Below are 13,241 nucleotides of genomic sequence, written 5' to 3' on the forward strand. Positions count from 1 at the left end.
AATCAGCCTTCGACGACGGCCAGAATGTCGCTTTCGCTCATGATCAGGACCTCTTCACCGTCGACTTTCTGTTTCTCGACGCCGAAGCCTTCCTTGAAAATCACGGTGTCGCCGACTTTGACGTCCAGCGCGCGCACTTCGCCGCTTTCGAGGATGCGGCCATTGCCCACGGCCAGCACTTCACCACGGGTCGGCTTTTCCTGGGCGCTGCCCGGAAGCACGATGCCGCCGGCAGTTTTCTGCTCTTCTTCTTTGCGACGTACGATGACACGATCGTGCAAGGGACGGATTTTCATTGCTCACGTTCTCCTGATGGTTGCATGTTGCAAATGCACATACCCATATGAGCGAGGCTCAAGGGGCGAAGGCTTAGCCTTCCGGTTAATCGGCCTGATGGCCTAAAGCTATCGCTGCTGCCTTGATTGGGTCTGGATAGCCGGTTTCAAGGGGCAGGCTGAAAATTTTCTCGTTCGGCCGGGGCTTCATCCCGCGCGATCACCTGTCTTTTCCCAGATATTCGCCTTCCACGGGTTTGGCGCCATCGTGAGTTCGTTCCCCTGTGGTCGATTGGCCGGCGTCTTGCTGGTGGAGGTTCCAGTCATCGGAAGCCTCCCTGCCTCTCCGCTGGCCCATGGCGTCAGCGCTGCGAGCGGTGCGCCCCGACCACCGACGCAGTAGTCGGCTGCTGCCGGGGATCAGGCATAGTAGACCCACGATATCCGAAAGAAAACCGGGTGCTATCAACAGGATGCCGGCGAATAGAAACGAGGCGCCCGCCAACAGTTCGTCGGAGGGGATTTGGCCAGCGGCCATGCGCTCACGGGCTCGCTGCAGCGTGATCAGGCTTTCTCGTCGAATCAGATGAATCCCGAAAGCGGCGCTGACAACGATCCAGATCAGGCTCGCCAGCAGGCCGATCTTGGCGCCAATGGTGAACAGTAAAGCGAAGTCCGCGATCGCGAAGATCGTCAGCAGGAATAGCAGGGGCATGATGTCTCCGTCGTTGACGCTGCCTAGCTAGCCAAGATGGAGACGATCGGGAGGAATACAAGCGTCGACGCGCCGGGACCGTTGCTGGCCCCGGCGCTGGGCGTTACAGCGTTGCTTTCTCGGACAGGTTGCTGACAGTGGTTTCACCGATGCCGTCGACGCGAGTGAGGTCTTCCAGGCTGGCGTAGTCACCGTTGGCTTCACGGTCATCGACAATGGCTTGCGCCTTGACCGCACCGATGCCGGGAAGTGTGGCCAATGTCTCGACCGAAGCTTCGTTGATGTTGACCGGAGCGTCCTGAGCGAATACGGGAAGTGCGGTGAAGCTGAACAGCGAGAACAGTGCGGCATGGATCAGAGTCTTCATGGCGATCTCTCTTTTGATGTCGGTGAGTGAAGGCCGGTGTCGTTTCACACCGCCCGTCATTACCTTGTATCGACGCTGCGCCACGATTTTTTATCGGAAAAAAACGATCATTCCTGTCAGTCAATTTCTACTCAATCTGGCTAAAGTAGCTGGCGTGGATATGGCAGGAGCGACCTATCCCATTGCGGCATTCGGTATACTCCCGCACGAACTCGACTGCCGGAGACTTGACATGGCTGCCACCGAATCGCCGCTCATCATTGCCCTCGACTACCCCGATCTCTCTCAGGCGCTGGCATTGGCCGATGCGCTCGACCCCGCCCGTTGCCGGGTCAAGATCGGCAAGGAGCTGTTCACCCGGACCGGGCCGGCGGCCATCGATGCCATGCATCAACGGGGGTTCGAGGTTTTCCTCGATCTGAAATTTCACGATATCCCCAACACGGTGGCAGGCGCTGTCGAAGCGGCCGCGGATCGGGGGGTATGGATGGTCAACGTGCACGCCTCCGGTGGCCGTCGAATGATGGAAGCCAGTGCCGAGCGATTGGTGAAACGAGGTTTGAAGACGCACCTCATTGCCGTCACCGTGCTGACCAGCATGTCTGACGACGAGCTTCACGAGACGGGCGTTTCTGGGAATGCGCTAGCTCAGGTCGAGCGACTGGCCAGACTGACGCAGCAGAGTGGACTGGATGGCGTCGTCTGTTCGGCACGGGAAAGCGCGAGCATCCGCGAACTGTGTGGCGGAGCGTTCCTCAAGGTGACGCCGGGAATTCGTCCCCCGATGGCCGACCAGGGGGACCAGCGACGCGTGATGACGCCTGAAGCCGCGATGTGGGCGGGCAGCACTCACCTGGTCATCGGTCGAGCGATCACCCGGGCGGCTGACCCGATGGCAGCCCTGGCCGACATCGAGCGCTCCCTGTCCGACAGGGCCTGACTATTCGCCTTCGAGCCCGGTGACCGGCTTTGTGGTGCCCCAACTGCGGCAGCGCGGACACTGCCAATGGAGTTGCTCGGCTCCAAAGCCGCAGCGCTGGCAGCGATGGCGGGGACGGATGCTCAGCAACTGATGGGTATGCTGTTTGAGCAGCTCCAGGCGGTCGCGCTCTGCGGGATCGCTATCGTCGAGGTAGAGGTCCATCAGATAGTCGACCCCACGCAGGCTGGGATGTTCGCGCAGCTGTTCGCTGACGAAGGCGCAGGCGATGTCGGTACCCTGTCGCTGTCTCAACGTGTCCGCCGCCATCATCACCACGGTGGTTTGCGGATTGTGCTGCAGTTGCTTCTCCAGAAACTGCCACCAGCCGGTGTCATCGTCGAGCAGGCGGTAGGCGTCTCGTAGCGGTTGCAGAACGATGGTGGTGAAGCTGCAATCCTGCTCGGGCACACGTTGCCAGAGCCGAGCCGCGTCTCGATACTGGCCGATATCCCATTCGAGCTGGCCCAGCATCCAGTTGGCGCGCACGCAGCGAGCGTCGATATTGAGCGCCTGTTTCAGCGCCTTGCGAGCCAAAGATGGGCTACTGTTGCTGCGATGCTGGCTCGCCAGTTCGCAATGCCAGTGTGCGGCGGCACGTCGGATGTCGGCATCCTGGCGCACCAGTTGGGGCAGGGCGGTTTCCAGGGCCTGCGCCCACTCCTTTTCCCGCTCGAAAAGATCCACCAGCAAGCGCTTCGCGGCAAGCTTCTGCGAGTCGTCGGCATGGCTTTTCTGAAGTGACAGTAACAGCCGTTCCGCCCTATCCAGAAGACCCAGGTTGAGAAAGTCGCGGGAAAGTTCCAGCTGCACCTGCCCGCTTTGGGCGGGGGTCAAGGTGGGTCGGGCAAGCAGATTCTGATGGATGCGTACCGCACGATCCGCCTCGCCGCGGGAACGATAGAGGTTGCCCAGCGCGATATGGGTTTCGATCGTGTCGCTATTGACTTCGAGGGCTTGCGTGAAAGTCTCTATGGCGCGATCGGGCTGCTCGTTGAGCAGATAGTTGAGACCGACGAAATAGTCTCTCGGCAAGGAGCCGCGAGGCGGTTGCGGACGATCCCGGAATCGTCCCGACTCCCAGCGCCCCAGCATCCAGCCGATGGCAATGGCTGCCACCAGCAACGCCAGCAGCAGAACATCGCTCATTCAGGCGCTTTCCTTGAACTCCTGCGTCCGTAGACGATCGAGTTCCTTGCGTTGTTGCTGATTGTGCCGTTGTGCGCGGGTCAGCAGCGTTTGCAGGCGCAGGTACATGCCAGTCATGGCCAGCATGCCCAGAATCACGCCGCAGGCAAGTGCCACCAGGAGCCACAGCGACAGTGATGCCTGGGGCAGCTGCACCCATATCAGGTCCAGGGGTAGCGGCTGCTGATTGTTGACCGCGAACAGAATGCCCAGCAGCAACACGACGATCAAGATGATGGCGAGGATGACGCCTTTGAGCCAGCGCATAAGTTTTCCTGGTGACACACCGCCAACGGCTCTCGCCGTCGATTCGTTCCGCGGTGGCAGCCGTCGACTCGGGCGCCGGCTGCAGTGACTGGTGAGATCAATAGCCTAGCGCGCGGCTGGCATTGACCTGTTCGCGTAGTTCCTTGCCCGGCTTGAAGTGCGGGACATATTTTCCGTCGAGATCGACCGGGTCGCCGGTCTTCGGGTTGCGCCCGGTGCGAGGCTCGCGAAAATGCAGGGAAAAACTGCCGAATCCGCGAATTTCCACGCGCCCGCCGTCAGCCAGCGCGTTGGTGATGTCGTCGAGGATGACACGTACTGCGGACTCGACTTCTTTCGCCGATAGCTCGGCTCGGCGGGCAGCAATCTGCTCGATCAGTTCAGACTTGGTCATCGACATTCTCCGTGAAGCCTCGGCCAGGCGGCGAGAGACCGCGCAATGGGCGTCCGACGTCTGTTATTGTCGTCTCAGCATACTTCGCAACTTTCGAGAAAACAACGCATTAGCCGGTCACCCGGCGCGCCTGAATAGTGGCCGGTGGGTACCTTGGGTATAATGCGGATCAATGCAGTCATTCAGTTCACCGGATCGAGGATAGTCCATGTCAGACAACGAAGATGTCACGCGTAGACGACTGTACTGGCATTCCCGCCGCGGTATGTGGGAGCTGGACCTGCTGCTGATGCCTTTCCTCGAGGCCTGTTACGACGAACTTTCGCCGGACGACAAGGAGCGCTATCGAGAGCTGCTGGCCAATGAGGATCAGGATCTATTCACCTGGCTGATGCGCCGGGAATGGCCGCAGGACCCGGAAATGCGCCGTCTTGTCCAGATGATCGTCGAACATGCCGAAACCACTGATCGCAGTCGCCATCAGGCGCTCTAGGCTGTCGCTGGCCTTCCAGCTCCTGGTGGGGCTTGGTTTGGCTTTGTATGCAGGCTGGTGGATCGATTATCGGTACGCCGCCATCGCGGCCTTCATCGCCGTCGCGATGGCAGCCAGACAATATCTCGCGTCGCCAAAGCAGCGTGACTTGCGCTGCGTGCACGAAAACGAACAGCCGGTCTGGGAAAGTTCCGAAGATGCCCAGGCTTGGCAAAAGCAGACGTGCCGTCTGATTCGACTTGGCCCGCTGCTTTTGGCGATCGAGCTGTCGGGCCATCGATCATGGCTATGGCCCGACAGCAGCGATGCACAATCGCTGCGCCAGCTGCGTGAAACCTTGTCCGAGCAGGGTGATCACACCGGCTTATCACCTTGAGGAGGCTAGCATGCCCATCGTGACCATTCAGCAGTTTCCCCGTGACGTCGAACAGAAGCGCGAACTGGCCGAGCGGGTCACCGATGCTTTCGTGCAGGCGTATGGGATATCAGCGGAGTCGGTACAGATATTCTTCCACGAAACCGACAAGGAAGACTGGGCAAGGGGCGGGCGACTGGGGATCGACGAGGGCTGAAAGGGGAGTTGACTGTCGGTCGGATGTCGATCTTGCATCGACACGATACGGCCCCGTGGCGCAGATATTGCGTCACGGGGCCGTATCATCAGGGTGGCGCCTTACCCGACAGGCGCGGACCTTCGCTGCCGGCCTGTGTCAGGCCGTCGGCAACGCTCTCTAGCGGCGACCGACGAAGAAGCCGATGGCGAAGCTGGCGAGTGCCACGACACCCATGCTGCTCCAGGCGTTGCGGTGGATGTAGTCGTCGGTCTCACGCCATGCTTCTTCCGCATGCTCCGCGAGTTCGTGGCTGACGTCGTCCGCCCGATGGCGAGCGCGGTCGAGGCTTTTCCGACCGCGGCGTTTGGCGTCTTGATAATAATGGCGCGTGTCTTCGCGATAATTACGGCTCATGGATCGTCCTTAATCATTCATCAATGGCGATCGGCGCTTGGCAACCGATCAGTGGTGGAAAACAGGGTGTCAACGGCGGCTCAGCAGCAGGGTCATCAACGCTCCGCCCAGTGCAGCGATGCCGACACTCTGCCAGGGATTGCGCTGCACGAAGTCGTCGCAGCTTTCCCGGGTATCGCTGATCTGATCGTCCAGCCGCCGACGCGAACGGTCGGCCCAGCTGTCGTGGGGCAGATAGGCGGCAGCGTAGGGTGAGGGCTCGTCGATACTCTCTTCCAGCGGCTCTCCATCTGGCATCAGTGCGGGCTCCTCACGTATCGGATCATCCCCCAAATGAGGCGCGCGCTCGGCCGCGGCTGCCATGTCTTCATCGATACGGCTGGCCCCGGCTTCCTTGTCGTCACGGTGGAACAGACTCATTTTCAGCTCTCCGGTTCGAGGGAACGACCACCCTACGGGTTATCTGGCAAGGTACCTCACAGGTTATCTGGCAAGGTACCTCACGGGGCATCTGGCAAAGTCCCCCGCGCTGACGGACCCGACCTGTGATCGACCACACCATGACGGGGCAGGCGATGACAGAATCGATAACAGATCGTTGTGGCGTGTCACTGTCATCGCGTCGTCATCATGATGTCATCGCTAAAGCATCGCTGTCGTAGCGCCAGGATCATGGTGTCGTCGTCGCGGTGTCGTCAACATAGTGTAGTCGCAATTTTACTCCCCGCTAGCGCGGGGTGGTGTCGAAGCGTGATCCTGCATGTCGCGCTCCAGACGTCGGCTGATGTCGCCGGGCGAACCGGTTCGTCGTGCCAGCATATCGTAGGCTACCGGCACGATGAACAGGGTCAGCAGCGTCGAGGCGGCAACGCCGCAGAAAATCACGGTGCCGATGACAATGCGCGATTCGGCGCCGGGACCGAAAGCCAGAATCAGCGGTATGGCGCCGGCCATGGTGGTGACCGTCGTCATCAGGATCGGCCTCAGTCGCGTCACGGCGGCCTCGACCAGCGCATCGAAGAAGGCCTCTCCTTCGTCCCGCAGCTGGTTGGCAAATTCGACGATCAGGATGCCGTTCTTGGCGGCCAGGCCGACCAGCATGACCAGACCCACCTGGCTGTAGATGTTGAGGGATTGTCCGCTGGCCCAGAGACCCAGCAGGGCGCCGCTGATCGCCAATGGAACCGTGAACATGATGACCAGCGGGTGAATGAAGCTCTCGAACTGTGCAGCCAGTACCAGAAATACGACGACGACGCCCAGCAGCAGAAGAAAGGTGGTCGCGCCGCTGGCTTCCCGGTAATCGCGAGAAGGCCCCTTGTAGTCGATGACCGCCTCGGTGGGCAGCTCTTCGTCGGCGATGCGTTGCAGGTAGTCCAGGGCGTCGCCGATGGCGACGCCGCTCTGCAGGTTGGCTTCCAGCGTGATCGCGCGCATCCGATTGAAGCGATTGAGTTCACTGGCGCCGGCGAACTCCGACACCGTCACCAGGCTCGCGAGCGGGATCAGCTCGCCGCTGGCCGCCGAGCGGACCTGGACGTTGTCCAGCGTGCTGGGGGCGCGCTGGCTATTCCGCTCGCCCTCGAGGATGACGTCGTACTCCTCGCCGCCGTCGACATAGGTCGTGACGTTGCGGCCCCCGAACAACGTTTCCAGCGTACTGCCGATGGTGCTGACGGTAACGCCCAGGGCGGCCGCGCGGTTATAGTCGATCCGGATGCGTAGCTGCGGCTGAGTCTCCTTGTAGTCGCTGTCCACCGCTTCGAGGCCGCTGTTGCCATCACGGCGAATGCGGGTCAGCAGCCGGTCGCGCCAGTCCGCCAACTGGTCGTAAGTGCTGCCGCCGATGACGAACTGGATCGGCTTTTCGACCCTGCCGCCGAACCCTTGACGCATGATCGGGGTGGCAGTCACGCCGGGCAGGTCGGAGAGCTGGTACCTGACATCGGCGATGATGTCCCAGGCCGATCGGCGATCGCCCCAGTCCTTGAGCGAGACGATGGCCATGCCGTCATTGAAGTTCTCGACGTTACCGAATCCGCGTGGCCCGCGAATCGATACCTGATTGATGTCACCGGCATCGACCAGCGTCATCAAGCGCGCTTCTATCTCGTCGTAGTAATCCTGCATGTAGTGGAACGTCGCGCCGGGCGGCCCTTCGATCAGCACGAAAAAGGCGCCGCGATCTTCCTGAGGGGTGTACTCGTTGGGCAACTGCTGGAACAGCCAGGCGGTGAGTGCTAGCACTAGGGTGAACAGGCCGACCACGATCCAGCGCCAGCGCAGAGACCATAGCAGGCAGCGGCGGTAGATCGTCTGCGAGCGGTCCAGCAGCCAGTGCACGCCAAGGCTGACGCGGCTTTCATGCATCCGCGGGCTGAGCAGCTTCGAACACAGCATCGGCGCCAGCGACAGCGCAACCAGGCAGGAAAGTCCGACGGCGGCGGCGAGGGTCAGCGCGAATTCCGAGAACAGACGGCCGATGTCGCCCTGGAGCAGACTCAGCGGAATGAACACGGTGATCAGCACCAGGGTGGTAGCGATGACCGCGAAGCCGATCTGCCGGGTACCCCGATAAGCGGCGACCAGTGGCGTCTCGCCGTAAACCACCATGCGGCGATGGACGTTCTCGATAACCACGATCGCATCGTCGACGACCAGCCCGATCGCCAGGACCAGCGCCAGCAGCGTCAGCAGGTTCAGGGTGAAACCGAACATCGTCAGGAAGATGAAAGTGCCGATCAACGAGATGGGTACCGTCACTGCGGGCACCAGCGTGGTACGCACATTGCCCAGAAACAGGAAGATCACCACCACCACCAGCGCCATGGCGATGAACAGGGTCGATACGACTTCCTGTAGCGCGCCGGAGACGAATACCGACGAATCGAAGTTGAGCGAGAGCTGCATACCGTCGGGTAGCGTCGGTTGGAGCCGCGCCATTTCGGCCTTGGCGCCGTTGGCGACTTCCAGCACGCTGGCGGTCGACTGCTTGATCATGCCCAGACCGACCATCGGAACCTCGTTGCCCCGATACAGCGAGCGCTCTTCAACCGAGCCGACTTCGACGCGAGCGACGTCCGACAATCGGACCAGATGACCATCGCCACCTCGAGCGATGACCAGGTTCTGAAAGTCCGCAGCGGTGGTAAAACTGCGTGGAATTCTGAGGGTGAACTGGCGATCTCGGGATTCGAGGAAGCCGGCGGGTAGCTCGACGTTCTCGTCCTCGAGCGCGCTGGCGACGTCGTCGACGGTCAATCGACGCGCCGCCAGAGCGTTTCGATCGAGCCACACCCGCATCGCATATTCCTTGCCACCGCTGAGGCGTACTCGGGCCACGCCGTCCCGGGTCGAGAACCGGTCGACGAGATAGCGGTTGGCGTAGTCGGTCAGCTCCGGAATGGTATAACCCTCCCCGGAGAGCGATAGCCAGATGATGACATCGTCGCTGCTGTCGCTTTTTTCGATCTCCGGAGGCTCGGCCTCGTCGGGCAGGTTATCGGCAACTGACGAAATACGGTCGCGAATGTCGTTGGCGGCCCCGTCGATATCGCGATCCAGCGAGAACTCGACGTCGATCTCCGACTCGCCGTCGGCGCTGCTGGACTCGATCGAGACGATGCCCTCGATACCGGCAATGCGATCCTCGAGCAGTTGGGTGATGCGTGTCTCGACGACATTGGCGGAAGCGCCGGGGTAGTTGGTCTCGATGCTGACGATGGGCGGATCGATGGCCGGATATTCCTGCAGCGGCAGGCGCTCCATGGCCAGCAGGCCAAAAGCGATCAGCAGCAGCGAGACGACCGTCGCGAAGACCGGACGGCGAATCGAGAGGTCGGAAATTCGCATCAGTCCCTGTCTCGCGATTCAGTCGCCTGTGATTCGGTGGCGCGGCGTTGACGTTCGAGGACATCCTTGATGTCGCCTTCGCCGACGTTTTCGGCGATCAGTTCGACCGCATCGCCTTCACGCACCTTGAGAGTGCCGTGAGTGACGATACGCTGGCCGTCGTCGAGACCCGCGGTGACCTCCACTTCGCCTTCCCGACGCTCGCCGGTGGTGACTTCTCGGCGTGTCACGTGGGGCGGCTGGCCCGGTTCGATCAGCCATACCGTCTGGCGCTCCCCATCCGGGACCAGCGCACTCTCCGGAATCGTCAACGCCTGACGGGGAGGCTGGTTCAACTGGACTTCCATCAACATGCCCGGGAGCAGTCGACCCTGGGGGTTGGCCAGGTTGGCGCGCACCACCAGGCTGCGGGAAACGGGATCGATCCGCGTCCCGAGCGTGGCGACCTGGGCACGAAAGATCCGTTGCGGATAGCTTGGCGTCGTGGCACTGAGGGTGAGGCCGGGATGCAGTACCGACAGCAGCGTGGCCGGTACGGTGAAGTCGAGTTTCATGGTGTCGAGCTTGTCCAGCGTGACCAGTTCCGTGCCGGGCGTGACCAGAGCGCCGATGCTGATTTCGCGCAGACCGACCGTGCCGGCGAACGGCGCCTGCAAGCGATGATCGGCCAGTCGCGCCCGAATGGCATCGATCTCCGCTTCGCTCTGCTTGACCAGCGCGGCGTTGTCCTCGAGCGTGGCCCGCACGCCCAGATTGCGGTCCTGGAGCTGCTGGGCGCGATCGACGGCGCTCTGACGCTGACCGAGCAGCGCCTGGGCAGCGCGGAGTTCGGCCTGGGCCTGGTCGTCGTCGAGCTGAACCAACCATTGGCCGGCCGCGACGCTATCGCCATCCTCGAAGTTGATGGCGCTGACGGTACCGGTCAGCGTCGAGGAGAGCGTGACGCTTTCGTCTGCCTTCAGGGTGCCCAGCGCCTCGACCGGATCCTGCCAGGTGGAAGCGCTAGCGGTGGCACCGATCACCGCGATCGGGGCGTCGGTCTGCGCCTCCGATGTCAACGAGCCGAGCAACAGGGCGGCTGCGGCTGCCAGTCTCAGCAGCATGGGCGGTGGCAGAAAGCGCTTCCGCGAGAGGGCTGATGTCGACGGGGGCGGATTCGACAGATGGGGATTCGACAGGGGTGGCCTCGACAGGGGTGGACTCGACAGGGGTGGCTTCGAAAAGGGCGACATCGAGGGAAACGAGGTCAAGAGGATCGCCGGTATCATTGTCATAATGGGCTGATGTCTTCGCTGCGTTGCCAGAAGTAGGAGGGACGCTACCGATGTCCTGTGAGCTATCGAACCCCGTTAGTACCTCAACCCCTGGCGAATGAAAAGGCCGTGCTGGAAATAGGCTCTGTTAGAATGCCCGCCCAATCAGCAAGGCAGGGTCGTGTGGACATGAAAACCTACGACGTCGTCGTTATCGGCGCAGGCGCGGCCGGCTTGATGTGCGCGCTGACGGCGGGCTACCGTGGCCTTCGCGTACGCGTCGTCGATCACGCCAATAAAGCCGGCAAGAAAATTCTGATGTCCGGCGGCGGGCGCTGCAATTTCACCAACCTCGCGACCACGTCGGCCAATTTCTTCTCGCGTAATCCACACTTCTCGATTTCGGCCTTGAAGCGATATACGCCGCAGCACTTCGTCGAACTGATCGAGCGGCACGGCATCGAGTATGTCGAAAAGACGCCTGGACAGCTGTTCTGCGCTCACTCGGCCAAGGATGTCGTCTCGATGCTGTTGACCGAGTGCGAGTGGGCCGGCGTGGAAGTCTCTCTTTCCACGACGGTGGGCAATGTCGAACGCCTCGGTGATGGCATGCGTCTACGGATCGACGGCCGCACCGTGGACACGGGCTCTCTGGTCGTCGCCACCGGCGGGCTCTCGATCCCGACGCTCGGTGCCAGCGGGTTCGGCTACGATCTGGCCCGCCAGTTCGGCCTCGCCGTGACCGAAACGCGGGCGGCCCTGGTACCGTTCACGGTGACATCGCAATGGAAGAGCTCGCTGGCATCGCTGTCCGGGCTGTCCTGCCCGGTAGTGGCTCGTTGCGGTGATGGCCAGTACCGCGAGCCGATGCTGTTTACCCATCGGGGCCTGTCGGGTCCGGCCATGCTTCAGGCGTCGAGCCATTGGCAGCCGGGAATGGCAGTCGAGATAGACTGGTTGCCATCCATGCCGGTCGAGGAGTCCCTGCGGGAGCTGCGACAGAGCGCGCCCCGGCGTCAGTTGGGAACCTGGTTGGGCGAGGTGCTGCCCAGGCGACTTTCCCAGGCGCTGATGCAGTGGCAGTCGTGGAAGGATCGACCGATGGCCGAACTCTCCAACGCCGACATCGACACAGTGGCGCAGGGGCTCAAGACCTGGCACTTCAAGCCGGCCGGCACGGAAGGGTGGCGGACGGCGGAGGTCACCCTGGGCGGCGTCGATACCGAGACGATCTCGTCGAAGACGTTCGCCGTCAACGGCATTCCCCAGCTCCATTTCATCGGGGAGGTGCTGGATGTTACCGGTCAACTGGGAGGCTACAATTTTCAGTGGGCGTGGGCGTCAGGGGTAGCCAGCGGCCAGTCTGTCTAGAATGAAAAACGGCCACTGAGAATAGTGGCCGTTTCAGGCAATACCGACGATAGCGCACGGGTCAGCGATTGCGTCCGCGTGTTGCCCGGTATAGCGCCTTGCCGCGGTTGTACATCATGAACCCGGTCAGGGCTCGTCTGAACAACCGTCCGGTCGAGCGAGGTTTGCGCGCGCTGCGCATCGCCACCATCCCACCGACAGCCATCAGCGGAACCCGCCAGCTCATCATCTTCTCCCAGGCATGATCGATCGGCGCGGTCGCGTCACGCCATTCACGCATCGCCGAGGTCATGTCGAGACGTTGCTGTAGAATCTCGTCTTCGAGCTCGTCGATCTGCTGTTGCCGGGTACGTTCAGTCATGGGACGGTCCCAGCGCCTGGCGGTCGCGCTCGAGATGATGCAAGGTCGCGGCCATCAGCTTGCGCTGCTTGGCCACTCGCTTGGCCGCCAGAATCAATCCGCCCGCGATGACGAAGAGAACTGCCGAGCAGATACCGATCGCCTGCAGGCGATTGTCTTCCCAGTACACCACGACCACCAGCAGCAGCAGCATACCGATTGCGAACGAGAGTACGATCAGCCCTGCCCCTGCCAGCAGCAGCAGGGTCAACATGCGATCGCGCTCTGCCTCCCACTCGACGACGGCGAGACGCAGACGCGTCTCGCCCGTGGAGATGAGATTGGCGATCAGCCGCCGAGCGGCGGATATGACATTCTCGGCTGGACCCGCCATCAACGACGCCCCAGTAGCAGCCCCAGGACGACGCCCGTCGCAGCGCCGATACCGATGCTCGTCCACGGGTTCTCGTGCACATACTGATCAGTGGCGTCCATCTGATCCTTGGCGTTGGCGTAGATCTTCTCGCCGCGCGCTTCGAGACGTGCGCGAGTTTCCTGCAGGCGCTGCTGAGCGCGCTCGCGCAGCTCAGAGATGTTGCTGCGCGAGTCGTCGGCCGTGGCGTGAATCAGCTCTTCGACGGTGTGCGACAGATTGCGTAGATCTTCCTTGAGCTGCTCGGTAGAGGCTTCGCGTTCACGTTCGGGGCCATTGCCGCCGATGGATTGCATGGTCATGGTTGTCATCCTTTGACAGTCGAGTGGCATGGTTGATACAGACA

The 13,241-nt window shown here is 61.8% G+C and carries 18 protein-coding genes; 5 read left to right on the forward strand and 13 right to left on the reverse strand.

Annotated features, from left to right (window positions below; translation table 11 throughout):
- Positions 1-2: 2 nt before the first annotated feature.
- The 3 genes from DOM36_RS15130 to DOM36_RS15140 form a co-directional block, all read right to left on the reverse strand.
- The gene (locus DOM36_RS15130) at positions 3-296 is read right to left on the reverse strand and encodes a co-chaperone GroES (RefSeq protein WP_071232843.1); all 294 of its coding nucleotides are present in this window, start codon (positions 294-296) and stop codon (positions 3-5) included.
- A gap of 199 nt (positions 297-495) precedes the next feature.
- Entirely contained in the window at positions 496-990 is a 495-nt protein-coding gene (locus tag DOM36_RS15135) for an FxsA family protein (RefSeq protein WP_075570543.1), read from the reverse strand.
- A gap of 103 nt (positions 991-1,093) precedes the next feature.
- Positions 1,094-1,357 carry a ComEA family DNA-binding protein gene (locus DOM36_RS15140; RefSeq protein WP_075570542.1) on the reverse strand — a complete coding sequence of 88 codons (264 nt, stop codon included), beginning with the start codon at positions 1,355-1,357 and terminating at the stop codon, positions 1,094-1,096.
- Positions 1,358-1,589: 232 nt separating this feature from the next.
- On the opposite strand from DOM36_RS15140, the gene pyrF reads away from it, so the two are divergent.
- The gene (gene pyrF / locus DOM36_RS15145; RefSeq protein ID WP_110643601.1) at positions 1,590-2,297 is read left to right on the forward strand and encodes an orotidine-5'-phosphate decarboxylase; all 708 of its coding nucleotides are present in this window, start codon (positions 1,590-1,592) and stop codon (positions 2,295-2,297) included.
- On the opposite strand, the gene lapB is transcribed toward pyrF, so the two are convergent.
- From lapB to DOM36_RS15160, 3 genes are all read right to left on the reverse strand, one after another.
- The gene (gene lapB, locus DOM36_RS15150; protein WP_075570540.1) at positions 2,298-3,485 is read right to left on the reverse strand and encodes a lipopolysaccharide assembly protein LapB; all 1,188 of its coding nucleotides are present in this window, start codon (positions 3,483-3,485) and stop codon (positions 2,298-2,300) included. It lies immediately after the preceding gene.
- Positions 3,486-3,791, reverse strand: coding sequence for a LapA family protein (locus DOM36_RS15155; protein WP_110643602.1), 306 nt, complete (start codon positions 3,789-3,791; stop codon positions 3,486-3,488).
- Between the two features lie 97 nt (positions 3,792-3,888).
- The gene (locus DOM36_RS15160) at positions 3,889-4,212 is read right to left on the reverse strand and encodes an integration host factor subunit beta (protein WP_279626537.1); all 324 of its coding nucleotides are present in this window, start codon (positions 4,210-4,212) and stop codon (positions 3,889-3,891) included.
- Positions 4,213-4,393: 181 nt separating this feature from the next.
- On the opposite strand from DOM36_RS15160, the gene DOM36_RS15165 reads away from it, so the two are divergent.
- Genes DOM36_RS15165 through DOM36_RS15175 form a run of 3 tightly spaced genes read left to right on the forward strand, consistent with a single transcriptional unit; the run spans position 4,394 to position 5,250 of the window.
- Positions 4,394-4,678, forward strand: a complete 285-nt coding sequence (locus DOM36_RS15165) for a succinate dehydrogenase assembly factor 2 (RefSeq protein WP_075570537.1) — start codon at positions 4,394-4,396, stop codon at positions 4,676-4,678.
- Entirely contained in the window at positions 4,638-5,054 is a 417-nt protein-coding gene (locus tag DOM36_RS15170) for a hypothetical protein (protein WP_110643603.1), read from the forward strand. Before DOM36_RS15165 ends, DOM36_RS15170 begins: the two co-directional genes overlap by 41 nt.
- 10 nt (positions 5,055-5,064) lie before the next feature.
- Entirely contained in the window at positions 5,065-5,250 is a 186-nt protein-coding gene (locus DOM36_RS15175; RefSeq protein WP_075570535.1) for a tautomerase family protein, read from the forward strand.
- A gap of 159 nt (positions 5,251-5,409) precedes the next feature.
- On the opposite strand, the gene DOM36_RS15180 is transcribed toward DOM36_RS15175, so the two are convergent.
- The 4 genes from DOM36_RS15180 to DOM36_RS15195 form a co-directional block, all read right to left on the reverse strand.
- Entirely contained in the window at positions 5,410-5,646 is a 237-nt protein-coding gene (locus tag DOM36_RS15180) for a DUF883 family protein (protein WP_075570534.1), read from the reverse strand.
- Positions 5,647-5,715: 69 nt separating this feature from the next.
- On the reverse strand, positions 5,716-6,066 hold the full coding sequence (locus tag DOM36_RS15185) for a hypothetical protein (RefSeq protein WP_110643604.1): 351 nt from the start codon (positions 6,064-6,066) through the stop codon (positions 5,716-5,718).
- A 297-nt stretch (positions 6,067-6,363) separates the two neighbouring features.
- The gene (locus DOM36_RS15190; protein ID WP_110643605.1) at positions 6,364-9,498 is read right to left on the reverse strand and encodes an efflux RND transporter permease subunit; all 3,135 of its coding nucleotides are present in this window, start codon (positions 9,496-9,498) and stop codon (positions 6,364-6,366) included.
- Complete coding sequence (locus DOM36_RS15195; RefSeq protein ID WP_075570531.1) at positions 9,498-10,601, reverse strand: efflux RND transporter periplasmic adaptor subunit; 1,104 nt, start codon at positions 10,599-10,601, stop codon at positions 9,498-9,500. Before DOM36_RS15195 ends, DOM36_RS15190 begins: the two co-directional genes overlap by 1 nt.
- Before the next feature lie 339 nt (positions 10,602-10,940).
- Here DOM36_RS15195 and DOM36_RS15205 point away from each other — a divergent pair, with 339 nt between their 5' ends.
- On the forward strand, positions 10,941-12,122 hold the full coding sequence (locus DOM36_RS15205; protein ID WP_110643607.1) for an NAD(P)/FAD-dependent oxidoreductase: 1,182 nt from the start codon (positions 10,941-10,943) through the stop codon (positions 12,120-12,122).
- Between the two features lie 61 nt (positions 12,123-12,183).
- Here DOM36_RS15205 and DOM36_RS15210 read toward each other — a convergent pair whose 3' ends face one another.
- Genes DOM36_RS15210 through DOM36_RS15220 form a run of 3 tightly spaced genes read right to left on the reverse strand, consistent with a single transcriptional unit; the run spans position 12,184 to position 13,197 of the window.
- Positions 12,184-12,483: a YqjK-like family protein gene (locus DOM36_RS15210; RefSeq protein WP_075570529.1), complete on the reverse strand. Its 300-nt coding sequence runs from the start codon at positions 12,481-12,483 to the stop codon at positions 12,184-12,186.
- Entirely contained in the window at positions 12,476-12,856 is a 381-nt protein-coding gene (locus DOM36_RS15215; RefSeq protein WP_075570528.1) for a phage holin family protein, read from the reverse strand. The genes DOM36_RS15210 and DOM36_RS15215 overlap by 8 nt, the downstream gene beginning before the upstream one ends.
- A complete protein-coding gene (locus DOM36_RS15220; RefSeq protein ID WP_083941837.1) occupies positions 12,856-13,197 on the reverse strand; it encodes a YqjD family protein in 342 nt (113 codons plus the stop codon). Before DOM36_RS15220 ends, DOM36_RS15215 begins: the two co-directional genes overlap by 1 nt.
- Between the last annotated feature and the right edge of the window lie 44 nt (positions 13,198-13,241).

Origin of the sequence: Salinicola sp. CPA57, from assembly GCF_003206035.1 — a bacterium.
GTDB classification, from domain to species: Bacteria; Pseudomonadota; Gammaproteobacteria; order Pseudomonadales; family Halomonadaceae; genus Salinicola; species Salinicola socius.